24 protein-coding genes are annotated in these 24,369 nt (G+C 47.0%); 8 read left to right on the forward strand and 16 right to left on the reverse strand.

Features of this window, described 5'->3' with window-relative positions; translation table 11 throughout:
• Window positions 1–157 precede the first annotated feature (157 nt).
• Window positions 158–1,498 carry a multi antimicrobial extrusion protein MatE gene (locus C170_RS11850; RefSeq protein ID WP_036609665.1) on the forward strand — a complete coding sequence of 447 codons (1,341 nt, stop codon included), beginning with the start codon at window positions 158–160 and terminating at the stop codon, window positions 1,496–1,498.
• Between the two features lie 40 nt (window positions 1,499–1,538).
• Complete coding sequence (locus C170_RS11855) at window positions 1,539–2,711, forward strand: MFS transporter (RefSeq protein ID WP_036609667.1); 1,173 nt, start codon at window positions 1,539–1,541, stop codon at window positions 2,709–2,711.
• Between the two features lie 155 nt (window positions 2,712–2,866).
• On the opposite strand, the gene C170_RS11860 is transcribed toward C170_RS11855, so the two are convergent.
• Entirely contained in the window at window positions 2,867–3,064 is a 198-nt protein-coding gene (locus C170_RS11860) for a cold shock domain-containing protein (protein WP_017689394.1), read from the reverse strand.
• Window positions 3,065–3,226: 162 nt separating this feature from the next.
• Here C170_RS11860 and C170_RS11865 point away from each other — a divergent pair, with 162 nt between their 5' ends.
• The 5 genes from C170_RS11865 to C170_RS11885 all read left to right on the forward strand — a co-directional run bounded on the left by C170_RS11865 (window position 3,227) and on the right by C170_RS11885 (window position 7,320).
• Window positions 3,227–3,460 carry a hypothetical protein gene (locus tag C170_RS11865; protein WP_017689395.1) on the forward strand — a complete coding sequence of 78 codons (234 nt, stop codon included), beginning with the start codon at window positions 3,227–3,229 and terminating at the stop codon, window positions 3,458–3,460.
• Window positions 3,461–3,463: 3 nt separating this feature from the next.
• Window positions 3,464–3,649 carry a hypothetical protein gene (locus tag C170_RS11870; protein WP_036609669.1) on the forward strand — a complete coding sequence of 62 codons (186 nt, stop codon included), beginning with the start codon at window positions 3,464–3,466 and terminating at the stop codon, window positions 3,647–3,649.
• 213 nt (window positions 3,650–3,862) lie between these two features.
• On the forward strand, window positions 3,863–5,653 hold the full coding sequence (pepF, locus tag C170_RS11875; RefSeq protein ID WP_036609671.1) for an oligoendopeptidase F: 1,791 nt from the start codon (window positions 3,863–3,865) through the stop codon (window positions 5,651–5,653).
• A gap of 132 nt (window positions 5,654–5,785) precedes the next feature.
• Window positions 5,786–6,166 (forward strand): LapA family protein, encoded by a 381-nt coding sequence (locus tag C170_RS11880; protein WP_047842377.1) that lies wholly within the window; start codon window positions 5,786–5,788, stop codon window positions 6,164–6,166.
• A gap of 113 nt (window positions 6,167–6,279) precedes the next feature.
• Window positions 6,280–7,320: a M42 family metallopeptidase gene (locus tag C170_RS11885; protein ID WP_036609673.1), complete on the forward strand. Its 1,041-nt coding sequence runs from the start codon at window positions 6,280–6,282 to the stop codon at window positions 7,318–7,320.
• A gap of 117 nt (window positions 7,321–7,437) precedes the next feature.
• Here C170_RS11885 and C170_RS11890 read toward each other — a convergent pair whose 3' ends face one another.
• The 9 genes from C170_RS11890 to C170_RS11930 form a co-directional block, all read right to left on the reverse strand.
• Window positions 7,438–8,376, reverse strand: coding sequence for a hypothetical protein (locus C170_RS11890; RefSeq protein WP_036609675.1), 939 nt, complete (start codon window positions 8,374–8,376; stop codon window positions 7,438–7,440).
• Window positions 8,377–8,538: 162 nt separating this feature from the next.
• Window positions 8,539–10,470, reverse strand: a complete 1,932-nt coding sequence (locus C170_RS11895) for an ABC-F family ATP-binding cassette domain-containing protein (RefSeq protein WP_036609678.1) — start codon at window positions 10,468–10,470, stop codon at window positions 8,539–8,541.
• Window positions 10,471–10,530: 60 nt separating this feature from the next.
• A complete protein-coding gene (locus C170_RS11900) occupies window positions 10,531–11,109 on the reverse strand; it encodes a TetR/AcrR family transcriptional regulator (RefSeq protein WP_036609680.1) in 579 nt (192 codons plus the stop codon).
• A gap of 13 nt (window positions 11,110–11,122) precedes the next feature.
• Window positions 11,123–11,932 carry a DUF92 domain-containing protein gene (locus C170_RS11905; protein WP_036609682.1) on the reverse strand — a complete coding sequence of 270 codons (810 nt, stop codon included), beginning with the start codon at window positions 11,930–11,932 and terminating at the stop codon, window positions 11,123–11,125.
• A 228-nt stretch (window positions 11,933–12,160) separates the two neighbouring features.
• Entirely contained in the window at window positions 12,161–12,934 is a 774-nt protein-coding gene (locus C170_RS11910) for an ABC transporter permease (protein WP_036609684.1), read from the reverse strand.
• Window positions 12,935–12,951: 17 nt separating this feature from the next.
• Window positions 12,952–13,728 carry an ABC transporter ATP-binding protein gene (locus tag C170_RS11915; RefSeq protein ID WP_036609686.1) on the reverse strand — a complete coding sequence of 259 codons (777 nt, stop codon included), beginning with the start codon at window positions 13,726–13,728 and terminating at the stop codon, window positions 12,952–12,954.
• A gap of 27 nt (window positions 13,729–13,755) precedes the next feature.
• Window positions 13,756–14,811: an ABC transporter substrate-binding protein gene (locus tag C170_RS11920; protein WP_051447133.1), complete on the reverse strand. Its 1,056-nt coding sequence runs from the start codon at window positions 14,809–14,811 to the stop codon at window positions 13,756–13,758.
• Between the two features lie 12 nt (window positions 14,812–14,823).
• Window positions 14,824–16,272, reverse strand: coding sequence for an aryl-sulfate sulfotransferase (locus C170_RS11925; protein WP_036609691.1), 1,449 nt, complete (start codon window positions 16,270–16,272; stop codon window positions 14,824–14,826).
• A 59-nt stretch (window positions 16,273–16,331) separates the two neighbouring features.
• Complete coding sequence (locus C170_RS11930; RefSeq protein WP_036609693.1) at window positions 16,332–16,889, reverse strand: MarR family winged helix-turn-helix transcriptional regulator; 558 nt, start codon at window positions 16,887–16,889, stop codon at window positions 16,332–16,334.
• Between the two features lie 389 nt (window positions 16,890–17,278).
• Between C170_RS11930 and C170_RS11935 the strand changes: the two genes are divergently transcribed.
• The gene (locus C170_RS11935) at window positions 17,279–17,686 is read left to right on the forward strand and encodes a hypothetical protein (RefSeq protein ID WP_036609695.1); all 408 of its coding nucleotides are present in this window, start codon (window positions 17,279–17,281) and stop codon (window positions 17,684–17,686) included.
• A gap of 122 nt (window positions 17,687–17,808) precedes the next feature.
• Here the strand turns inward: C170_RS11935 and C170_RS11940 are convergent, their stop codons facing one another.
• From C170_RS11940 to hemE, 6 genes are all read right to left on the reverse strand, one after another.
• Window positions 17,809–18,441: a fumarylacetoacetate hydrolase family protein gene (locus C170_RS11940; protein ID WP_036609697.1), complete on the reverse strand. Its 633-nt coding sequence runs from the start codon at window positions 18,439–18,441 to the stop codon at window positions 17,809–17,811.
• Between the two features lie 46 nt (window positions 18,442–18,487).
• Window positions 18,488–19,240: a glycerophosphodiester phosphodiesterase gene (locus C170_RS11945; protein WP_036609699.1), complete on the reverse strand. Its 753-nt coding sequence runs from the start codon at window positions 19,238–19,240 to the stop codon at window positions 18,488–18,490.
• A 24-nt stretch (window positions 19,241–19,264) separates the two neighbouring features.
• Window positions 19,265–20,677, reverse strand: coding sequence for a CapA family protein (locus C170_RS11950; RefSeq protein WP_036609701.1), 1,413 nt, complete (start codon window positions 20,675–20,677; stop codon window positions 19,265–19,267).
• Window positions 20,678–20,859: 182 nt separating this feature from the next.
• Window positions 20,860–22,284 (reverse strand): protoporphyrinogen oxidase, encoded by a 1,425-nt coding sequence (gene hemY / locus C170_RS11955; protein ID WP_036609703.1) that lies wholly within the window; start codon window positions 22,282–22,284, stop codon window positions 20,860–20,862.
• The gene (gene hemH / locus C170_RS11960) at window positions 22,284–23,234 is read right to left on the reverse strand and encodes a ferrochelatase (protein WP_036609705.1); all 951 of its coding nucleotides are present in this window, start codon (window positions 23,232–23,234) and stop codon (window positions 22,284–22,286) included. The genes hemY and hemH overlap by 1 nt, the downstream gene beginning before the upstream one ends.
• Window positions 23,227–24,291 carry a uroporphyrinogen decarboxylase gene (gene hemE, locus C170_RS11965; protein ID WP_036609707.1) on the reverse strand — a complete coding sequence of 355 codons (1,065 nt, stop codon included), beginning with the start codon at window positions 24,289–24,291 and terminating at the stop codon, window positions 23,227–23,229. Before hemE ends, hemH begins: the two co-directional genes overlap by 8 nt.
• Window positions 24,292–24,369 lie beyond the last annotated feature (78 nt).

Below are 24,369 nucleotides of genomic sequence, written 5' to 3' on the forward strand. Positions count from 1 at the left end.
TGAATACGTATTAGAGCGATTTTTAACCATTCCTATTATAATATGATCCCCTTAATTGTACAAATGATCTGCCGCATATTCCGCATAAAAAATCGCATCCGCGCCCAAAGCTTTGTGATATACTAGGCATATTTCATCCATCAAAGGAGTCGTTGACATGTCGTCAAGTGAATCACTTTCGTGGAGACGGTTATTTTCTTTTTTTGTGCCACTTGGCATTTCCGCCTCTCTCGTCACCATTTCTCACGTCATCATAAACAGCACATTAGCACGTTCCGCTCATCCCGAGACGGTTATTGCCAGCTATGCCATCGCCGGTAGCTTGTTAACCCTCACGGAACGCCCCTCCACCCTGCTACGGCAAACCTGTTCCGCACTGGTTCGCGATCGCCTTTCCTTTCAGGCCCTCACGTTTGTGACCAAAATATTTCTTGCTTGTGTGCTTCTCATTGGGTTTCTTATCGTATACTCTCCCGTTGGTACCGGGGTGTTCAAATACTTGTTTGGTGTAAGTCCGGATCTGCTGAACAAAGTCATCGACGTATATGAAATTCTCATGTATGTAAGTATCTTTTCAGTGATCCGCAACATCTATCAGGGGATCATCATTACGAATAACCGCACCAAGTGGTTAACCATCGGGATGGTATTCCGTTTAGCCGGTATGTACGGCCTATCCCTCTATTTCATATACACAGACAGCATTGACAGTGGACGTGTAGGCGCTATCATTTTTGCTGCTGGCATGATGATTGAAGCGCTCGTCAGCTTTCTGGAGGGAAACAGCATCAAGCGCAAGATGCCAGCCAAGCTTGAGGATCATCCCGTCGAGAGCAAGGGAGACGTATTTCGCTTTTATAAGCCGCTGCTGTTATCCAGCTTTGTAGCGCTGTTCATAGGACCGGTTATTAACATCGTACTTGGCAAAACGACCGGGATCGCACTAGCCATTTCATCCTTTGCCATAGCAAGCAGTCTGATGCAGTTGATGCTAAGCTTCTTTACATACATCCATCAGATCGTGCTGAATTTCTACCTTGTGGACGCCAAACTGGTACGAAAATTCGCACTTGTCACCGGATTTATTCCGTTTGCGATGATGGTGTCGATTGCCTATACCCCCTTGGGACCATGGGTACTCGAAAATGTAATGAGCGTTCAGGGCGAACTTTTGCAACAAAGTCTGTGGACACTGCGTGCGTTCGTCTTATTTCCGCTGATCTTCCCTTTTCTGGATTTCAGCAATGGCCTCATTCTGCTTCGCGGTCAGACAAAAACGATGTTTCGTTCGCAAACGGCGAATGCAATCTGCACGGTAATTGTGCTGCTTATACTGGTTAGTATTTTTCCTGCGTGGAACGGCATGATTGGCGCTGTTGCCCAATCCCTTGGCCTGCTCGCCGAACTCATCATTGTCTGGCTCGTTATCCGACGCACGAAGCAAGAACCTACGATGTCCGTGCCGAAAGCCCGTAAATCAACATCCCTGAAAGGGTAATAAAATCATTGAATTGTTATCAGGATTGGAGTCTCTCATCATGAAATTAAGTCACAACGCCCGCCCGGATCAGAACTGGCTTCGGGCTCTCATGTTCACCATCTTTGGTTCCACCGTCCTGGTGGTATCCTACTTCCAGCTTTACTTCAGTCATCTGGGTTTCAGTCGGGCTGAGATTGGATATCTCTACGGAATTGGCCCCCTCATCTCTGTGTTCTCCAATATGTTCTGGAGCATGGCCAGCGACCGTTACCAAACGGTACGCAAAGTGATGATCATTCTGCTTGGTGGTCAATTGATCACAGGGATCATGCTCGCCAATGCAACAACTTTCGGTCAGGTATTTGTACTCGTGACCCTGTTTTACTTTTTCTATTATCCGGTCTATCCACTCTCCGATACGATGGCTATTACAACGGCCAGCAAGTACGGCCGAAATTTCACTTCCATTCGAGTCTTCGGCTCGATCGGTTATGCCTTCTTTGCATTAAGTATCGGGTATTTCCTTGGATCTTTTGGTCCAGCATGGACGATTTGGGTCTGCGTTGGTCTTGCTGCAACTACACTATTGATCAGTTTTCAATTGAAGGATCAACCTTCGGGAAGCAGTAGCAAAATGGATCTATCGGGGTTATGGGCTATTTTGAAACGCAGAGATGTGCTCACCTTTTTTGGCTGTGTATTTTTGCTTGCCATGGGACATCGCATGAACGAAGCATTTCTTACCATCACGCTAAAAGATCTGGGTGCCAGCGAGGGGCTGATCGGCTGGTCTTTGCTGATCTCTTCCGTAAGTGAAATCCCCATATTTCTACTGCTCAGCAAGTATGGAAACCGTTATAAAGAACTGCCGCTAATTGCTTTTGCTGCACTGATGTATACGGTTCGTTTGCTTCTCATGTCCATCTCCGGTACACCTGCAACTGTCGTTGCAATTCAGACGATGCACAGTGTTACCTTTGGTATTTTCTACGTTACGGCGGTCCGCTATATCATTCGCCTAGTTCCAGACGGTTACAGAGCTACGGGTATGGCTTTGTTCACCATTGTCTGGTCCAGTGCTTCGGGACTTCTTAGTGGAACGTTGGGCGGGCTGCTGCTGGAACATGCAGGCAGACAATCCTTTTATCTCACCGCTATGGCTTTCTCCCTGGCTGCACTGATCGGTTTCGGATTAAAGTTATGGTCCAGCATGACCAATCGTGTCTCCTGAACACAAAGGGAACATACACCGTATTCAACCGTTATTTACACTGAAAATTCTCAGAATCAAAAAAAGCACAGCCTCCCTTGGGGGACTGTGCTTAGGTTCTTAATATTCAGCTATAAATTTATAATATATAAGAAGTCCGTTAGCCGGATAAATTCTTACAGTTTGTTTACGTTAGCTGCTTGAGGACCACGGTTTCCATCAGTGATTTCGAATTCTACCGCTTGACCTTCTTCCAATGTTTTGAAGCCATCTCCTTGGATTGCGGAGAAATGTACGAATACGTCCTCGCCGCCTTCAACTGAAATAAAGCCATAGCCTTTTTCTGCGTTAAACCATTTAACTGTACCTTTCAAATGAAAAACCTCCTAAAAATATCGCCATCTATGGCGAATACCCTTATTATACTGTATGGGCTTCCATTTTGCAATTTATCTTTCCATAAATGTCGAAAAAATTTGCTTTGAATCGTAGGGTACGGTATCATTTTACCAAAACCGTTAGTTTGGAGACTACCTATGATAAAAAAACATGAAATATACAAAACAGACAAGTGGAATATGATGACCGTAGAAGTTCAAGGCAAATATCTCGTACTGCGAGAAATTTCGGAAGAGTGGGGCGAAGAATGCCATACTTTCCTAAGTCGTCCTGCATTAATGCACTGGGCTGAACGCCGTTTTCCAAAAGCAGATTTTGAGAACCGTGAGGATGAATGGCGTCAATTGATGGCTGCCTTCAAAGGGGTCTAACCCATGCAGCTTGACTCAAGCAATGTTGTCATCTTTATTATCCTTGCCTTCTCTCTTGGTATTGTGCTTATTCTGGGACGCAATTCCATCCCGGATCGATTAAGACGGGGAATGGCGCTTATTGCTACCCTGCTCATTTGTTTCGCCTTTTTCCTGATCGTTTATTTTCTGTATAACATGGGAGCCTAATCACGGGGACCCAGATGCTCAAATATTTCAACGTGCCTAAGGTCATACTATACGAGATTATTCGTATCGTAAGGAGGAAGGCCGTTGAAATACCAGAAATCGCTATCTGTTATCCTGGTACTTAGTCTGATTCCTTCGTCTCTCTCCGCACAGGCAAGCGAGACGAAGGCAGCTTCGTCCATACATTCATCAGATCATCAAAGGAGGATTTCCATGAGTCAATTATTGAAACGTTCCGAGGTGCCGGCTGAACATAGCTGGAAACTGGAAGATTTATTTGCCGATCAGAAAGCCTGGGATCAAGAATATGAAGAAGTATCGTCTTTGACCAAGAAGGCCTCCGAATTCCAAGGCAAACTGAATCAACCTGATGTACTCAAATCTTGCTTCGAATTCGAAGATGAGATCAGCCTCAAAATAGAACGCCTCTTTGTGTACGCACGTATGCATCAAGATGAAGACACAGCGAATCCTACATATCAAAACCTGTCCCAAAAAGCCCAGAAATTAGGCGTACGGGTTGGTGAAGCACTTTCTTTTGTCACACCGGAGATTCTTTCCCTGCCGGATGATCAGTTGGACGCATTTATTGCGAACGAAAAACTTTCTGCTTATACATTTACGCTGGAAGAGATGAAACGCGAAAAAGCCCACGTTCTTAGCCAAGCAGAAGAGGCTTTGCTTGCACAGGTAGGCAACCTTTCACAAGCACCACAGACAATCTTCAGCATGCTGAATAACGCCGATCTCAAGTTCCCAAGAATCAAGGATGAACATGGTAACGAAGTTGAGCTGACACACGGCAGCTACATTCAGTTCCTGGAGAACCCTAACCGTGAAGTTCGCGAACGTGCCTTCAAAGCGGTATACGAAACCTATGCCAAACAGAAGAACACAATTGCGGCTGCCTTGAATGCAAATGTAACCAAAAATATGTTCTATGCTAATGTTCGGAAGTACCCTTCCGTGATGGAAATGTCCCTATATGGAGATAACATCCCAACGGATGTGTATACCAATCTGGTAGACACCATTCACGAGAGCCTTCCGTTATTGCATCGTTATATGGACCTGCGCAAAAAGTTGCTGGGTGTGGATCAATTGCACATGTACGATCTGTTCGCTCCACTCGTAGACGAATACAAAATGGATATTACCTATGAGGAAGCGAAACAAACGGTTAAAGACGGTCTGAAACCACTCGGCAAGGACTATGCCGACGCATTGCAGACTGGATATGATAACCGCTGGATCGATATATATGAGAATGAAAATAAACGTTCAGGCGCATATGCCTGGGGCGCTTACGGTACTCACCCGTATGTCTTGTTGAATCACAAAGATAACCTAAACAGTATGTTCACACTCGCACATGAAATGGGTCACGCTCTGCATTCACATTACTCGGATACAACACTTCCGTATCGTGATGCACAGTACACCATCTTCCTGGCTGAAGTTGCATCCACAACCAACGAAGCGTTGCTGATGGATTATTTGCTTAACAAATCAACAGATCCAAAGGAAAAATTGTATCTGTTGACCTATTATGCCGACCAATTCCGTACAACGGTATTCCGTCAGACCATGTTTGCTGAATTCGAGAAAATCATTCATGAACGTGCGGAACAAGGTGACGCATTAACACCACAATTGTTATCCGAGATCTATTATGATCTGAACGTTAAATATCACGGAGAAGGCATGGCTGTTGACAAAGAAATTGAAATGGAATGGGCTCGTATTCCCCACTTCTATAACAGCTTCTACGTTTACAAATATGCTACAGGCTTCTCCGCAGCAACAAGCTTTTCCAAGCAAATCCTGGAAGAAGGCCAACCGGCTGTTGACCGTTATCTTGGCTTCCTGAAGAGCGGTGGCAGTGATTACTCCATCAACATTCTGAAAAAAGCAGGTGTGGATATGTCTACACCACAGCCAATTCGTGAAGCTATGAGTGTCTTCAAGGAATTGATTGAACAGATGGAGCAACTAACCAAATAAGGTTGTCTTTCCATGTGACCTGCATCCCTTGCCCGTTTGGGCAGGGGATTTTATCATCATTACAAGATGCAACATACCCGAATATGGGTAATGCATATCTAGTTCTCAATTGTTCAACAAGGAGGCAACACCATGAAAATGCAATGGGCACTCATAGCAGGTCTTGTTTTTGCACTGCTCACGGGAATCTTTGCGGTTATTAATGTGGATTCCGTACAAGTCAACCTGTTATTTAACACGGTACAAATCCCGCTGATCTTGCTGATTCTCGGCTGTACCCTGATCGGTGGAATTATTGTAGGGTCATATGGCATCTATCGCCAATACAGACTGCAACGTGAGAATAAACAATTGAAATTGCGTGTATCTGAATTGGAAAGTTCCGCGACAAGCAAATCAACGTTGGATTCTTTCAAATCGATGGATTCGCTTGACTCAAATGAATCCGACAGCCTATTGGAGAATGATTCGATCCAGAGTCAGCGCAAAGGAAACCCTACGGGAACACTGTAACCAATCAGAGACAGCCTGCTGGCGAGTCAGGAATGGTAGTATCACATTCTCTCCCCCAGACAGGCTGTATTTTGTTTCACACCATACCCACGATCCGAGGAGGCAATTACACAATGAGTTTTACAATTGATGAATCTTACGTTCTGTCTTTTCTGAAAAAATTGTTGGATACACCAAGCCCAAGTGGTTACACACATCATATTATCGAGATGATCCGGAAGGAAGCAGCCGCACTGGGCATCGCCTGTGAGCTGAATAACAAGGGCGGTGCGGTGCTTACATTGCCCGGACAGGACACTTCCAAGACAATCGCTTTAAGCGCTCACGTGGATACGCTAGGGGCCATGGTACGCTCAATTACATCCTACGGCACATTGAAGCTTACCTCTGTCGGTGGATTCTCGATGCAAAGTATCGAAAACGAATATTGCAACATCCATACTCGGGATGGAAAAACATACACAGGCACCATCCTCTCCCTTCATCCGTCTGTCCACGTTTATCCGGATGCACGTACCTTTGAACGGTCCGAGAGCCATATGGAAGTTCGAATCGATGAGGTCGTCTCCTCCAAGGAAGATGTGTTGAAACTCGGGATCTCTGTCGGCGACTTTATCTCCTTTGATGCTCGCGCAGTCATCACGCCGAGTGGTTATATCAAATCACGTCATCTGGACGACAAAGCCAGCGTGGCTGCCCTCTTTGGCATCCTGGAGTCTGCACATCGTGAAGGCTGGAAACCATTACATAACGTCTCTCTGCTGATCTCGAACTATGAAGAAGTTGGACATGGAGCATCCTATATCCCTGCGGAAATCAGTGAAATGATCGCTGTAGACATGGGAGCTATGGGTGATGACCTGAGCTGTAAAGAAACCGACGTTTCCATATGTGCCAAAGATTCTTCTGGCCCGTATGATTACGATATGACCAGCCGTCTCATTGAACTGGCCAAACAAGATGGAATGGATTACGTCGTCGACATTTATCCCCACTATGGCTCAGATGGCAGTGCAGCATTACGCGGAGGAAACAATATCCGAGCAGCACTGATCGGTCCTGGAGTTCACGCATCTCATTCCATGGAGCGTACGCATAAGGATGCTGTCCTGAATACGGCACGATTGCTCGCAGCCTACATTACAACCAAGTAAAACAGAATCATTGATCTACATTATCATGGATAACATCCACATGTTCGTCTAAGCAGAAGGCCCCTTCCAAGCACAACAATTCAGTGTGCTTGGAAGGGGCCTTTGTTGTCATATCTTTTAATCTGCCTGTTCGACATATGCATGATACTTACGATCCAATATCTCTAACTCTGCCTTATGGTCACGCATTTCATTTCTTAACACATGCATGGTTTTCCGAACCGCACTCAGTCCATCCTTCACCTGACGTTCGGCTTTGCGAATTTTGTCCTGAACCATCCAGTCCACGAAGAGGTTATCGAAGAAATAGTCTGCGAATGAAAGCAGACTTCCCAGATGCAGATCGGCGTGTACTGCCATCTCTACATCCTCCAGTTCCTTCTGAAAACGTCGTAGACGCTTACCTGCATCCATGATGGCGACCTGAGCGTCATCCATTCTTCCTCGCTTGATATGTGTGGAGATGACTCCACCGCCCATCATGTCATACACACCCCAATTACCTGCCGAAGACAAAGCCTTCTCCGCACGTTCAAGGGCATAGAGCAGATATTCCCCCTCCCGGAAAGCTTCATCCAGTTCCTGAAGCTCACTCGCCAGATGTTCCCGATTCTCAGCCATGTGTTGCAATTCCGCATCCTGGTCCAGCAGACGACCTTCCTTCTTCCCCCACAGAGCGTTGTAGTCGCTCTGCCAGTACTGATACTGCCGCCCGCCCTCCAACTCCTGCTCCACATGAATTCGTTGCTCCTGTACGTCTTGTAACATGCGACAAGCGGTGTCGTATGCAGCCTTGCTCTCCATCAGTTCCAGCTCTTCCTTCTCCAGACGCTCTGTCTTCTTGCCAATCAGTTGATAGAAAAATGCCGACAATGTCATACTGTTCAGTCGATCAACGTCCTTCTGCTCCTTCTGGAGATGCTCCAGCCGACGTTTTACCTTTGCTTCCCATTCGCTTTCCTCCGTTTGAAGCTTCTCCAGACGCTTGGTCCATTTCTCGTAAATTCTCCCCTTTTCCTTGAGCACTGCCAACTGTTGATTAATTTCCTTATACATAAGTGTGGTGTTCTCTCCCTTCTATGGAATTCTTTACTTATACAACGTAATGAACATACAGAACGTTTCACATAAAAGCGCAAATTCGCAGACAAAAAATCGCCCTTTCCTCCAATGCGACATAAAGTCACTATGGAAGAAAGGGCGATGTTTAGTTATAAATCAAGACTTGCTCTGTTCAATCTGCTCTGCAAGTTCATTCAGAACGGTCCAGCGTTCCATCAATTCATCCAGATGACGCTCAGCCTCAACCTGCTCCGCCATCAACTCCTGCAGACGGGCAGAATCACTAAACGACTCTTCCATCTCTTTGTTAATCCGGACAAGATTGGCTTCAGCCTTCTCAATATTTTCATCAATCTGGTCGTATTCACGTTGCTCCTTGAAGCTGAATTTCAACTTCGGTTTAGCCGCTGACGCAGCAGGCGTCGTTTTCTCCGATGACTGCTTCACCTTCGCCGCTCCTGTATCACTTTCCTGAGTAACTCCAGGTGCATTTTTCAGCATCCATTCCGCATACTCACTGTAGTCGCCGACGTGTACACGTACAGCACCGTTGCCCTCAAAAGACAGCACTTTATCCACAGTACGATCAAGGAAATAGCGATCATGGGATACCACAAAAACAACACCCGGAAAATCATCCAGATAGTCTTCAAGTACAGCGAGTGTCTGGATGTCCAGATCATTCGTCGGCTCATCCAGGAGCAATACATTCGGCGCAGCCATCAGCACACGCAGCAGATACAGGCGACGCTTCTCTCCACCAGAAAGACGCGAGATTGGCGTCCACTGGGATGCCGGGGTAAACAGGAACCGCTCCAGCATCTGGGATGCTGTAATCAGAGAGTCATCGGCTGTTTTCACATTCTCGGCCACTTCCTTAATATACTCTATGACACGAAGAGATTCGTCCATCTCCTGATGTTCCTGTGTGAAGTAACCCAGATTGACCGTAGGACCGACGTCAACCACACCTGCATCGGGTTCCAGCTTGCCAGATATCATCTGAAGCAACGTGGACTTACCACTACCGTTCGGTCCGACAATCCCTACCCGATCTCCAGGTACGGCAATATAACTCAGATCTTCGATCAGCGTGCGGCCACCCACGGATTTGGAAAGATGCTCGATCTCCAGAATCTTTTTACCCAAACGAGTGGAGCCAACCGATACTTCCAATGAACCCGAGCGCTGGACTCCTTGTTGGTCTTTGAGTTGTTCGAAGCGATCAATTCTCGCTTTTTGTTTCGTTGTCCGTGCCTTGGCACCACGACGAATCCATGCAAGCTCCGTCCGAAGCAAGTTCTTACGCTTCTGTTCCGAGGAAGCTTCCCGTTCTTCGCGCTCCGCCTTAAGTTCCAGAAAGCGTGTATAGTTGGCTTCATATCGGAACAAACGTCCATGATCCAATTCCAGCATGACATTCGCCACTCGATCCAGGAAATACCGATCATGCGTAATCATAAGCAGTGCGCCGCGGCGCTTCTGCAAGTACTGCTCCAACCAAACGACTGAATCATTATCAATATGGTTCGTCGGCTCATCCAGAATGAGCAGTTCACAAGGATGAATCAGCGCAGCAGCAAGTGCTACCCTTTTGCGTTGTCCACCAGACAATGTGCCCATCAGTGCATCGAATTGACGAATACCCAGTTTGGACAAAATGCTCTTCGCTTCACTCTCCATCTGCCAGAGCTGAAGCTGCTCCATTTGCTGATTCAAACGTAATAACCGCTCTTGCAACGCTGGATCGGACGAATTCAGTTCCAATAATTCCATCGTTTCCGTATATTCACGCACGGTTTTCATTTCCATGCTGTCACCTTCGAATACTTGTTGCAGTACCGTATTATCCGGATTGAAGTCCGGATTCTGCGCCAGGAACTGAATACGTACGTCATTACCGATCGAGATCTGTCCCGCGTCTGCAGGTTCCATACCCGATATCACACGCAAAAACGTGGATTTACCGGTTCCATTTACCCCAACGACACCAATCTTGTCCTGATCAGCCATACCAAATGAAGCATCCTTGAACAATATTTTTTCGCCATAACTTTTTGCAATTTGCTCTACCGTCATTATGTTCATTGCTCGTACCCACTTCTCTGTAAATTAAAATTCAATATTACGTACATCCGCGCACTTACTTTAAACTTGTAAAAAAGAACGGCATCCGTCCAGAAACAATGCTGCTGCAAAAGCAATTCGTTTGTTCAGATGTTCCTCATTAAACTCCGGATTTAACATGATATCCATCTTCAGCCGGTCCAGAATTCCGATATATGCTTCAGCGAGCAATACAGGCTCAGGTACACTTGCACTTTCCAATACCTCACACACCATACTCATGTATTGATTCATGAATGCCTTCATGAATTTCATCAGATCCGGATCATTATTGGGTGCCATAAAAAAGAGCTTGGTATGATTGCGACGCTCATAATAATACGTAAGGTGGGTCTTGGCTATTGCTCCAAGTTTATCACCTGTGTTCTCATACGAGTTCAAAGCATATTCAAGACGGCTGATAAAACTGTTACAATCCCGCTTGGATACTGCGATAAATAATTGTTCCTTGCTTTTGAAATATAAATAAATGGTGCCTTTTGCGATGCCGGCTTCGTCTGCAATATCAGACATTTTGGTCTCATAAAAACCTTTCGAGCCAAAAATACCATAGGCCGCATCCAAAATAGCCTCCGATTTGTCTCCCTGTACAGTGCTCAAAATGTATTCCCCCCTACAACGCCAAAATGTTACCTAAACCAATCGCCACACATCCGCCGATCACCGAGCTAAGCACGTTCACCAGGTCGTTACTCATCCATGCCCAGCCACGAGCCCGAACCGTTGGATGCCCGCAATGTTCATGTACCTCAACTTCACGGCCACACACAGTACAACGATACATCATCTGCACCGTTGCGCCCAGATAGGAATCGGCAAAAGCCCCTGCCAACCCGCCTGCAAGACCGACAAAAGTCCAACTAAACAGACTAAGCCCTTCTATCCCGGCGATCCAGGAAAACAAGAATGCTCCCGCACCAATCAGAGCCCCGCCTACGGCTGCAGCCACGGTGCCAAGAAGTGAAACACCTCCTGAAGCACCTGGCGTAAGTACCTTCCACGTGAGAACAGAGCGCGGCGGCTTGCGACTGAGACTCCCAATTTCGGTTGCCCATGTATCCGATGTAACGGTAGCCATTACACCAATGAAAGCATACACCCACGCCGGATGTGGAAATATCCAGTATCCCAGACATAGGAACATGCCCATTCCACCATTAGCCATCACTTGTCCGGCATCCCGATTTCCTGACTTGGCATAGGATTTCTCCAGCTCCTGCTTCCGATCTTTACGAAACCTGGAGAGCAACGTTGAAGTAATGAAAAACAACAATAACGTGCCAAACCAGAACAGGTTACCCGCTCCGTAATATATCGTTCCCATCATGATGGCTGCCAGGCAGCCAGACAAGGTTAGCGACTTTTTCGCATAGGCAGCACCTGCCACCATAGAAGCGCATACGGCGCCAATAATCCAATCCATAATATCTCCTGCATGCAGCGTATGTACAGCCCGCATGACGTTTATTGTATTTTTGAAATTCAATTATACCACGGTTTGATCCCAATGCCGAAACTCCTTACGCCAGCACACAAAAAACCTGTTTTGGCCTCGTGTAGAAGTGCCAAAACAGGTTATCGATCAAACGTTAAAACAAGATACCATCCCTCTTCAAGTAACGTCTGGAATTCAATGTTCCTATGTCTTAATTTAGACCCGCTTCGCTCCGCCAATGACCCCATATCGGTAGAGTACTTTGCGACCAAACCAGTTGAACAAACGATCCGTCAGAAATCCCATAAAACCCAGGGAAATCAGTCCGACAAAGATCCAATCTGTTCGGAAAAAGAGTCTGGAGTTCCAGATTAAGTAACCCACTCCCTCATTGGAGGCAATCATCTCAGCACCGATTATGGCCATATACGAGGTCCCCATCGCCAGTCGCACACCCGTGAAGATATACGGGGTTGTCGCCGGAACAATCACATGCAGCAGAATCTGCCGTTCACTGGCTCCCATACTGCGGGCCGACCGGATTTTGTCCTCTTCGACGGAGAGTACACCTGTCAGTGTATTCAATACAACAATGAAGAAGGTTGCGTACATAATGAGCGCGATCTTGGATTGCTCACCAATTCCGAACCACACCAGAAATAAGGTAATAAAGGCGATCGGCGGGATAAAACGTATAAAGTTAAGGAACGGTTCCGCGAACAGCCGGATGAGATGAACTTTACCAATAATCAGCCCTACCGGAATAGCAATGATGCTTCCGAGTACCCAGCCTGCCAGTACACGAGTGAAGCTGATTCCGATATACTCCATTAGCGTACCGTCAGCAATCAGTTCGCGTGCTCCCAGGATCGTGTGCCACGGACCAGGGATTACGTCAGGCCCATAGATGAGGGCACCAAGCTGCCAGATTAAGATGACCGTTACCCATAGAAGCGGGATAGACACCCATTTTTTCTCCAACCATTTCATCTTACATATCACCTCAGTTATTCTTCAAAGTGGCCTTGAATTCGGTCATACAGGGTGTTGAACTCAGACGAGGCGATGTTCCTCGGGTAAGGTAAGTTGTTGTGGTAAATATCCGTTATATTCGAAGATGGACCTACAGACATAATGCCTATGCGCTCACCAAGCAATAACGCCTCCTGAATATCGTGTGTGACAAAGATAACGGTTTTATGTGTTTCTTTCCAAATATTCACCAGTTCTTTCTGCATGGTGCGTCTCGTCATGGCGTCCAGCGCACCGAATGGCTCATCCATCAGCAAGATCGCCGAGTCATTCGCAAGTACCCGGGCCAATTGAACCCGCTGCTTCATACCACCTGATAGTTCTTTTGGAAATTTCCCCTCATGAGCACTCAGTCCAACAAGCTGGATGTATCGATCAGAGATCTCACGTCGTTGTGTCTTAGTCACCTTGGACATTCGAAGTCCGAATTCAACATTTTCCCTCACAGTTAGCCATGGAAAGAGAGAAGAATCCGCCTGCTGGAATACCATTGCCCGATCCCTGCCCGGTCTGTCGATCTCCTTGTTATCCACCTTGAGCTGTCCGCCCGACTTGGAGATAAAACCCGCAATCATATTCAGCAGCGTTGACTTGCCACACCCACTGGGACCAAGCAGGACAAAGAACTCTCCTCCCTTGATAACCAGATCGACATCCTTAATGATATAATGCACATCCCCATTGGTCGGGGCATGATACGTTTTCCGAAGCTGTTCAATATGAATGGTATGCTGAGTTGCAGGTAAGGACATAACGGACACCTCCCATTTGAATATAAATTATTTACTATATGTCACTTTATCCGGCAGAGCCTGCTGGAGAGAAGTCAGATCGAGTTTGGAGTCGAGATCAAAATCCTGTTCGATGATTCCAGTGTCCACCATATATTGCTTCTGACCTGCCAAACTATCATAAGTAGCCTGCGTAAATCCAACTTCCCATGGATTGATCGGAAGGTCTTTCAACGTGGCATCTTTAGGCTGTTTGGTCTCTTTATACATCAGATCCGCAACTTCTTCAGGATGCGCTTGAGCATACGTGGATGCTTCATCCAGCGCCGCAAGGAAGTCACTTATCTTTTCAGGGTTTGCCTGGATGAATTCATTACTCGATACCAGTCCCATACCAAGGCGTATAGGGGTCTGAGACATATCCGTCAGCTGGTGTACTCCTTCGAGTGCATCGAATTTATCGGTTAACGCGGAACCTATGACCCAAGCGGCATCAAGGTCTCCCTGTTTCAGTGCGATGTAGGCCTCATCAAAAGCCCCCTGACCAATTTGCGTCACATCACTCAGCGCCACCCCCTGATCTTTCAAATATTCATCCCATAGATATGGAATAAATGTGCCTCGAATGAAACTCACTTTCTTGCCCTTCAAATCCGCTCCACTCTGAATATCATCCCTTGCATACAGCTTCCAGGCGGCTGCCGCTTCATCCGTAGTCTGGCCTGCAGAAGCGATGACTGAATATTCCCCTTTAGACAAAGCATTTAATACAGGGAAGTCCGCCCCGTACGCAATATCTACCTGTTTGATAAATAGTGCATTTACACCTTCAGCCGGTGAGCCAAACGTAATACTCTCTGCATCAATGCCCCGGTTTTCAAAAAAACCTTTGGCAATAGCTACCCTGAATGTTGGGTTCGTACTTGTATCTGCGATTCGAATTTTTACATTAACGGTATTCTTGCCGGTAGCGTCTTTTGCTCCAGATCCTGCTGCGTTTGAACTGCATCCGGATAATAGGAGTGCCGTAGCCAGAAATAATATCAATATGCCGGTTACTATGGATGGTTTTCTCACAATATACACCCCATTCGATCTAGTCATGATTCTTGACGCCTAGCCGCCTGACTTGCCTTCATCCGACGTTGCCACACAGGCTGCACCCTCCACAAATGGAAGAGTTGTCTCTACGCTCACGATGGATGCAGAACCTTTGGGTGCTGCTCCCGGGACCCTGTAGGTGGAGACATCAATGGCTTCGATGGCAACTTCCTGCGGCTTCTCTAACTGTGGAACCCACTGATAAGGAACTCGATATGAGCGATAGACCATATTGGTATTCCGCCCATCTGTGTACGGGGAGACATACTCCCAGACCAGCTCATGCTCCGCTGTGACTTCAAACAATCTGCCATTGGAACCCTCGGTTATTAGGGTGTTGCCGTTAGGTAAACGCTGGGCGGAACTGATGTATGGGCTATAAAATTTATAAGAATCCGTCGGAACCGAGAAACCTGCTTCTGCCGAGGTATACTGCCAGACAATCTCCAGAGTGACCGGGTTAATCTCCAGTACACGGGAGTGATCCCGAATCGCATGTTTCAATCCAAATGGAGAAGCCGGATTTGGAAGGCCGTAACCTGCCCAGCCGCCATTGTCGAATACGAGCAAGTTGCCTTCACCCGGTAGACCTTGGGGAATGATATGTGCATGATGCTGCCCGATAATTGTACCGATGTGTTTCACTTCAGGTGAAGTATAGTCTGGCCCTAATCTCCACACGATCTTTCCACTCTGTCTGTCTGTAATGGCAATAATGTTGGCCTCTCTGGCATCCCAGATAATATTGTCGGGGTGAAACCGTTCGTCTCCTTCTTCATAGAAACGGTTGGGTCCGACATAAGAAGCAGAATTAATATGTAACCAGTCACCAACACCACCACCCAGATGACCGAAAGAACGTGTATTCGGATCACGGAACAGGACATTTCGAGCGGCTTCATCAAAACCTAATTCTTCAAAATGTTCGTTAGGCAGCCACTCCCAGATTACCTTCCCCTCCCAATCCACTTCGATAATGGCATCATCAAGCAATGGCTTATCTGAAATTTGCGGGTTACTCACATTTTTGTGTGCCAGAATAAGTGTTTTACCACTCTTCGTCTTTGGCGCAAGGCCAGGTGCATAATAACCTACCGGATTCCCCTCACGCTGATAATCATGATGCTGGCGGGCATACCATAGTGGCTCATACCCCGGATCTTCGATGTGTTCGTAGCTATTGTATTTCCATACAATGTTGCCGTCCCAATCCACTTGGACCAGATCGACATTATCCTGAATACCGAACTTCGGATCTCTCCGACCCGTGCTGCCCAGCACGTAGCCGCCAGGTAATATTTTGGCCGGAAAACCTAACAATCCTTTCCACAGGTGAACCTCCTTGCCATTCATATCGATCAATACTACGCCTTCTTCACCTGCCTGATAAACGGTATAACCGCCCCAAGCCTTATCCGGATTGTATAACGTCGCTCCAGTTGGATATATTGTTGAGTGTCCCATTGATCATCTCTCCCTAGAATGTTTGTGGTATATCAAAATGTCGTTACATTGACCCAACCTCAATAACTGAGATAGTTCCTCTTCCCGGTATTGTCCCGCTGCTTCTGCTCAAGGTCACTTGTGGAGGACCGATTATGTTCTTGTATCCCGTTGCTCTCCGCCAATTCCAGCACCGTGTCCGAGAATCCCTCCAGATTCGCTACTACCAGCTCGTAGAATTGACTTTGCTGCTCCAGTTCCTCACTCGTAAATCCCTCAAACAGAAGCGTGATACATCGGGCACCGATGTTGCTGTTTCTCGCATACATCTCCCGCCCGCTGGATGTGATGTCCAGTAAAACCGTCCGGCGATCGTCTTCCTTTCGTCTGCGGATGGTGAGTCCCTTTTTTTCCAACTTATCGGTTAGAGCAGTAATGGCACCGGATGTAAAGTCCAACTGTTCTGCCAGATCTCCAAGCCGCTGTTCTCCCTCACGAATGATTTTGTGCAGGATAAGCATGCCTGGCAGGCTGATACCTTCTACAGAGATGCGATCCCGCTCTTTGACGAATCGTCTGACCATTTTGCGAAATAACCAATCCGTCCGCTCCAACGCTTCCCAGTCTCTATCGCTCATTTCATAACCTCCTTGATCGTTTGAAGCTTCAATAAAGATACAAAAAAAGGCCCCCGAGGACATTCCTTAGAGGAGTAGTCCCGGGAGCCTTTGGTGGTCCAATCAGCTCAATGCAGTTTTCAGTTCAAATTAGTTCACTGTTCATTTAATGAGTATTAAAATAATTGAGATTATCATATAACCAACTAACCCAACCTGTCAAGTGTGAATTGTATTAGTGATCTTTTCTTGTTGCGGTCGTTCTCCGCTAGGTTGAAATTACTTATCCTGTTTTAAGTTTCACTTCAGGTTTCCCGTTTACACTATTCTCAGATCGAAACATCTAAAACTACATCAACGACAAGCTACGATTCAGTTCGTACTCAACTACAGAAATGAGGATTATCCATATGAATATGAAAAGAGTCATTATTATAGGCACAATGATTGTCACTATGTCCTTCGCTGGAACAGCATGGGGCCAATCCGCCATCTCTCCCATACCTACTGCTAAATGGTCCATCGTTGACTTGGACACTCGTGAGGGAAGCAGTGATGAGCTGCTCGACGCTCTGAATCAGGCTTCAGAAGTTGATCTGTATCAGGAACTGTACAACGGCAAGTCGCTGAGGACGATTACGGAAGAAAACAACGGGAATTTGGATGAGGTCATTGCTATACAAGTAAGGCAGCTCAAGGAACAGTTGGATGAACGGCTCGCAAGTGGAAGTATCAGCTCGGAGCAACATGCTGCACAACAAGCTGAACTGGAAGAGTTGGTCACGCGGAGTGCAAACACAGCATACAGCTTGGCCTAAATTAGTAGCGTATCCGTACGATGAAGATATAAACCTATATCCACGATAACACAGCAAAAAGGAGCGTATTCACGCCCCTTTCTTGTACCCTACTCACCTCAAGCAGGTATGATGTGTAATCCTTATTGCGCTGCCCCAATCGTGCAGGCACCCAAGGATTCGCCGTCCCATGCCAGTTCGAGCACATCTCCTGCTTGTGTTGGTCCAACACCTTCCGGTGTTCCTGTAAAAATGACATCGCCCGGCCCCAGGCCGTAATGGTGACCTACATAATCCATAATATCCTGTAAACTGAAGATCATGTTACGAATGTTACCACGCTGGACTTCCTCACCATTTTTGGTCAATGTAAAGTCTTTCTCAAGTAAAGCTACCGCACCCGGGAATGCCTGAAATGCAGTAACCGGAGCGGAATTTCTGAACCCTTTGGCCGCTGTCCACGGGTGGCCTTTTTTCTTAATCACGGTCTGTACGTCACGTAACGTAAAATCAATACCAAACGCATACGCATCCACCAGCTCATCTACCGCCATACCTGGCTCATAACTCCGGCCGATTTGCACGACCAGTTCAGCTTCATAGTGAACTTCACCCTTGCTAGCAGGCAATTCAAGCGTTTCACCATTCAGGGGCACGACTGCATGAGAAGGTTTCATAAAGATCATTGGTTCATCCGGAACCGCGTTACCCAATTCTTCCGCATGAAGTTTATAATTGCGTCCTACACAGTATACATTGCGAATGTTAGTCAACATGGGTATATTACCACCTTTATCGGATTCATTAGTGCATATAGTAAAGTTAAGGTCTGAAAAATCGGCTACTTGTCTCCTGAAATGCCAGCTCCCACACGTCAGGACGGTTCGTACATAACATCAGTTCTGGATCAACTGCCGCCAGTTTCTTCATAATGGTCTTGTCATCCACTGTCCAAGCCATCACCCGAATGCCTGCACTCCGCATCTCGTTCATTAAGGATTTGTCTACATTGGTGTATCCAATCGAGAGGAATGTACAATTCATCTGCCGCAGCGCGGTTAACAGGTCACCTGGTCGTGCATCGATAATTAGCCCCGTCTGGATCTCCGGTGCAAGTTTCTTCACTTCGATCAGTGCGGCTGGTTCAAATGAGGTGATCACAACATCATTTTGCATATGTCTTTTTCTCACTTCATGTATAACAGCCGCAGGCAGACCCGGGTACATGTCTCCCTGCGTTTTCAGTTCAATGTTCAAACGCACTCTGCCGCACGAGCGATCTAACAATTCACTTAGCGCCGGAATCCGTTCTCCTTTGTAAGACCTGTTTTTCCATGCTCCGGCATCCAGACGTTGCAGATCAGCCCAATCAATTTCCCGAACCAGGCCCTTGCCATCCGTCGTGCGATCCACAGTAAAATCATGAATGACCACTGGTACACCATCACGCGACAACTGCACATCCAGCTCCATCCACTGAACTTCAGGTCGCTCCATGGCCATCAGGAATGCAGCCATCGTATTCTCTGGTGCAATAGAAGAAAATCCACGGTGTGCTACACAAAGGTTGTTCATTCGATTCCCTCCTCAAAAAGGTTTTTAATTAGGCGAAGCGACTCCATTCCCATCATATCGAATACCCGGGGAGAGCTTTGCCATCTGTTCCAACAGCAGTTTGTTCGCCTCATCAATCATTGGAATGGCCTGACCTAACCCGGCCTCATAAGGGATAACTTTCATGCTGCAAGCTGCATCTTGACTACAGCGAGCCTGAAATACCGCCGTTTTCCACGTCTCTTCGGTTGTTGATCTGGAGAAAATGAAATTTCCCGTACTGTATGCAATCCACTTCCCCTTATAGTACTCCAACCCTTGCAACACATGAGGATGACCACCTATGACCAGATCAGCGCCAGCATCTACAAACTCATGAGCCAATCGGGTCTGGTCACTATTTGGAGTACTTACACGTTCTTCTCCCCAATGTGCAACCACGATCACCAGATCAGCCTTCTTACGTGCCTCCTGGATCGCTTTGACTGCTCCTGTGGAATCATAGGCTTCAGCCACGCCAGCCCGATTGCCTTCAGCCTTCCAACTCGTTTCCGGTACAACTCGGGAGAACCCAAGCAATGCAATTTTCATGCCTTTGCGTTCCAGATATGCTGGTGCATAGGCCTCATCCCTGTTCATACCTGCCCCGGTGTGAGCTATGCCATATTCCTTAAGATAAGTTAACGTATCCACCAAGCCCTCTACGCCCTGATCCAGAATATGATTGTTTGCCAAATTGACAGCATCAAAACCGGCTGAAGCCATTGCCGCCAATGCTTTGGGCGATGATTTGTAGACATAGGTTTTATCAGTTGCACTGGTACCACCACGAGTTATTGGTGTCTCCAGGTTACCGATGGTAAGATCATCATCCTTGAATAATCTGCCGAGTTTGGCAAAGGGATAATCATAACCGTTCTTATCCAGCAGTTCAGCAACTTTGCCCGAGAATTGAATATCACCCACAAAGTTAATCGTGACATCCTTCGCTGAATTGGAAGGTTTCGACGTCCCTGATTGCTGATCCACACCTGCATTTCCCTTTGTGCCGGACGGTGTCGAATCTGCCGTAGGTTTTTTCGTTCCGGATTCTACTTTCTCACTATTGGTATTGCTTGAAGTGTCAGGTGTCGCTACTCCAGATGTCTTATCTGCATCCTCTGTTGTCTCTTCATCCGTAGCTTCGGGCTCTTCTTCCGAAGTCTCATCGGATTCCGATTCTGGAGAACTTACTTGATCCCCGCCTTTGGCATCATCTCCAATGGAAGGCTGATCCTGATCGACGATTTCTTGTTTCACTGGCTGGTCTGCCTGTTGCTGACGTGTATTAATAACATAAAAAATGCCTATCAGACCAATTGCCATGATCAATACAAGATTAACTGTCCAGATGATTCTATCGCGGGTGCGCTTTCTTTTTTTTCTCTCTACACTTCGATCTGATCTTGGGGGATACATAAGCAACTCCTCTTCTTCACAGCCATACATACCATTATATCAGGCATATTCTGGATTTCCATCATTCATTGGAACTGTATCGATTGAAAGGGTATGAACTCAGTTAGCTTCCAGATCTTCACATAAAAAAAGCCATCTCTCCAGTAGATAATTCTACGTTTGAGACAGCTCTCTTGCTGTACTTAATCTGCTGCAAGCTCTTGTGTAGCCTGAACAGACATTTCCTTCGCTTGTCTGATGCAATCAGGCAAGCCAACGCCCTCATAACCTGCACCTGCAATGTACACACCCGGTAATTTGCTGCCAAGCTCCTCACGGAGGGCGGCAATATGTTGGAGGTGTCCCACCGGATACTGTGGCATGGATTTACGTAGCCTTGTAATCTCGGAGAAAATCGGCACCGCTTCGATACCCATGGTCTCTCTCAGATCCTTGAGAACGAGATTCGTCAGCGCTTCATCCGGAAGCTCTACGTTCTGTTCGTCACCGGAGCGACCAACATAACAGCGAAGCAGCACCTTATCATCCGGGCTCGTATGCAGCCATTTCGTCGATGTCCACGTGCAAGCCGTAATATTGCGACCCTCTTTCCGCGGAACGAGGAAACCCGACCCGTCGAATACATGCTCCACCTCTTTTTTCTCAAAAGCGAGCACTACATTGGCTACAGACACATAGTTAATCGCATCCAGTGCCGCTGTGTCCACGTGAGGCTTCAACAGCTCAGACGCAACATACGTTGGCACAGTAACCACTACATCATCGGCTTCAAGCATTTCGCCATTATCCAGTTCAACACGGTATCTGGTTTGTGCTGCATCAAGACGTTGCAGTGACTTCACCGCGGTGTTCAGACGTTGGTCCACATCCTGCAACTCATGGACGAGTGCATGAACAAGACTCTGGAGTCCCTGACGAAAGTTCAAAAAAGCACTTCGTTTTGTTCCGGTATGCGTCTCAGCCGGTTTGCGGCCTGTCATCATGCCCCGGATCAAGCTGCCGTAATCGCGTTCTACTTCTCCGAACTGCGGGAAGGTAGCCTGGAGGCTCAATCGTCGCATGTCACCTGCATAGATTCCCGCGAGCAACGGTTCCGTCAAGTTCTCCAGCACTTCTGCTCCAAGACGGCGTTCAATCATATAACCGAGCGATTCATCCTCTGTTGTACGACGCGGCGGGATGACAAAATCCATCAACGCCCGCAGTTTGCCTGCCGGAGAGACCAGACCACTTCTCAAGAATGGTCTTAGTTCCGTCGGGATACCGAGAACAAGTCCTGCTGGCATAGGATGAAGCTTGCCACGCTGCATGATATACGTTTTCTTCGACTCCGGATTCTGACTGACCAATTCATGATCAATCTCCAATTCTTTAGCCAGGTCAATCATTGCTGTTTTGCGAGCCAGGAAAGAATCCGGCCCTTTTTCAATCACAAATCCATCCCGGTGCAGTGTCTCAATCATGCCTCCCATGGACGAGCTTTTCTCGACCAAAGTAATCACAGGTTCAACTCCTGCTTCCCGGTAATGCTTGCGGATATAAAATGCCGCGCTGAGGCCGGTAAGGCCACCGCCGACAACAACAACACGGCGTTTCTTATCACCCATTACTCATCCGACCCTTGCTGCCATTGGCTTATAATAACGTCGCTTAAGGTCTCCATGTATAGAGGATCGCTATTGAGAGAATCAATACGCATCAGGCGCATGTCGATCTCTTTGGCAATCGATTTGGCCTCAATATCGAGATCATAGAGCACTTCGAGATGATCCGAGACAAACCCGATTGGTGCAACAAGCACATCCTCTACCTGTTCACGAGAAAGCTCCTGTAACGTATCCAGAATATCCGGTCCAAGCCAAGGCTCAGCTGTTCGTCCGGCACTCTGCCACGTAAATTGCCAATTGGTTATGCCTACACGTGATGCAATCACTTCCGAAGTCTCCAGCAATTGTTGCGGGTATGGATCACCCATCTCCACAATACGCGCCGGCAGACTGTGCGCACTAAACAACACCTTCACATCTCCGCGTTTTGCTCCAGCTTCTTCGAACGCATCCAACTTGGCACTGACACGTGTGGACAACGCCTGAATTAACTTTGGATGCAGATGATAACTCTCAATAAAGGACATATGAACGCCCAGCTCTTCTGCTTTTTCACGCGCACGTTTGATATAACTGCCTACACTCATCGTGGAAAAATGAGGAGCCAGTACAATACCAATCGCTGTCTGAATTCCATCCTTCGCCATCTGCTCCACGCCATCCTCAATAAACGGATAGGCATGCTTCAGTCCTTGATAACAACGGAATTCCACATCAGTGCCACGCTCATCGCGGTTTAATGTCTCTTGAAGGGCCTTGACCTGATTGTCTGTGTTCTCCCGAAGTGGGAAAACACCGCCAACAATGGCTTCATAACGATCCGTCAGTTCTTTCAATTGCTCTGGTTCAGGCGGACGTCCTCTGCGGATATGTGTGTAATACGCTTCAACACTCTCCATATTTTCCGGTGTGCCATACGACATCACCAGTACACCTACAGTATTAGTCATTGGTTACCGTCACCCCACTCTTCATTGCTTCGGCAGAATATTCATGAATATACGCCGTTAGTTCTCTGAGCTTTTCTAGCGATGCTTCAGGAAATAATCCGTGTCCGAGGTTGAATATATAACCCGGCTCCTTGATTCCTTCGTCAATAATCACTTTGGCTTGCTCTTTAATCAGTTCCATCGGGGCAGTCAGCAAATATGGGTCCAGGTTACCCTGTACTGCAAATTTGCCGCCAAGACGTTGACGCCCTTCCGAAATGGATACTCTCCAGTCCAGTCCAATCACATCGGCTTGCAAATTATGCAGTGCTGGCAACAACTCACCGGATGCAACACCAGGGAAATAAATCTTCGGTACATTCAAATCCGATAATTCGGTAAAGATACGGGTAATCGTAGGCAACACATATGTTCTGAAGTCTTTGGGAGAAAGTGCTCCAACCCAGCTGTCAAACAACTGGAATGCCTTACCGCCATTCGCAATATGCGCACGGACATATGTAATAACCATATCACCAAGCTTCTGCATCAACTTGTGCCACACCTCAGGCTCGCTGTACATCATCGTTTTGGTGCGGATATAACCTTTCGAAGGTCGTCCTTCAATCAGATAACTCGCAATCGTGAATGGTGCGCCCGCAAACGTAATAAGAGGCACATCAAGCTCCTTATCCAGAATTCGAATGGTTTCCAGAATATGTGACAGATCTCCTTCTACGTCGATGGGACGCAACCGATCCACATCTGCAGCGGACCGAATAGGATTATCGATAACTGGACCAATATTTTTTACAATGTCAAAATCAATGCCCAGAGAGGCAACCGGATTCATAATATCGGAATACAAAATAGCCGCATCTACACCAAGTTTGCGTACCGGCATGAGTGTAACTTCAGCCGCCAGCTCGGGTTGTTTGCAGATTTCTAACAAGGAGTACTTTTCTTTAATTTTGCGATATTCAGGATCGTAACGCCCAGCTTGACGCATGTACCATACCGGAACACGGTCTACCTGTTGTTTGAAACTTGCCCGAATCAGTCGATCATTATAGCTCATGTAAGAAGCCTCCAATAGTTTTTGGACTCATAATTACCATTATGCCCTTTTTAAACAGCCGTAACAACCACATGCAGA

This window comes from Paenibacillus sp. FSL H7-689 (genome assembly GCF_000517905.1).
In the GTDB taxonomy this organism is placed as follows: Bacteria; Bacillota; Bacilli; order Paenibacillales; family Paenibacillaceae; genus Paenibacillus; species Paenibacillus amylolyticus.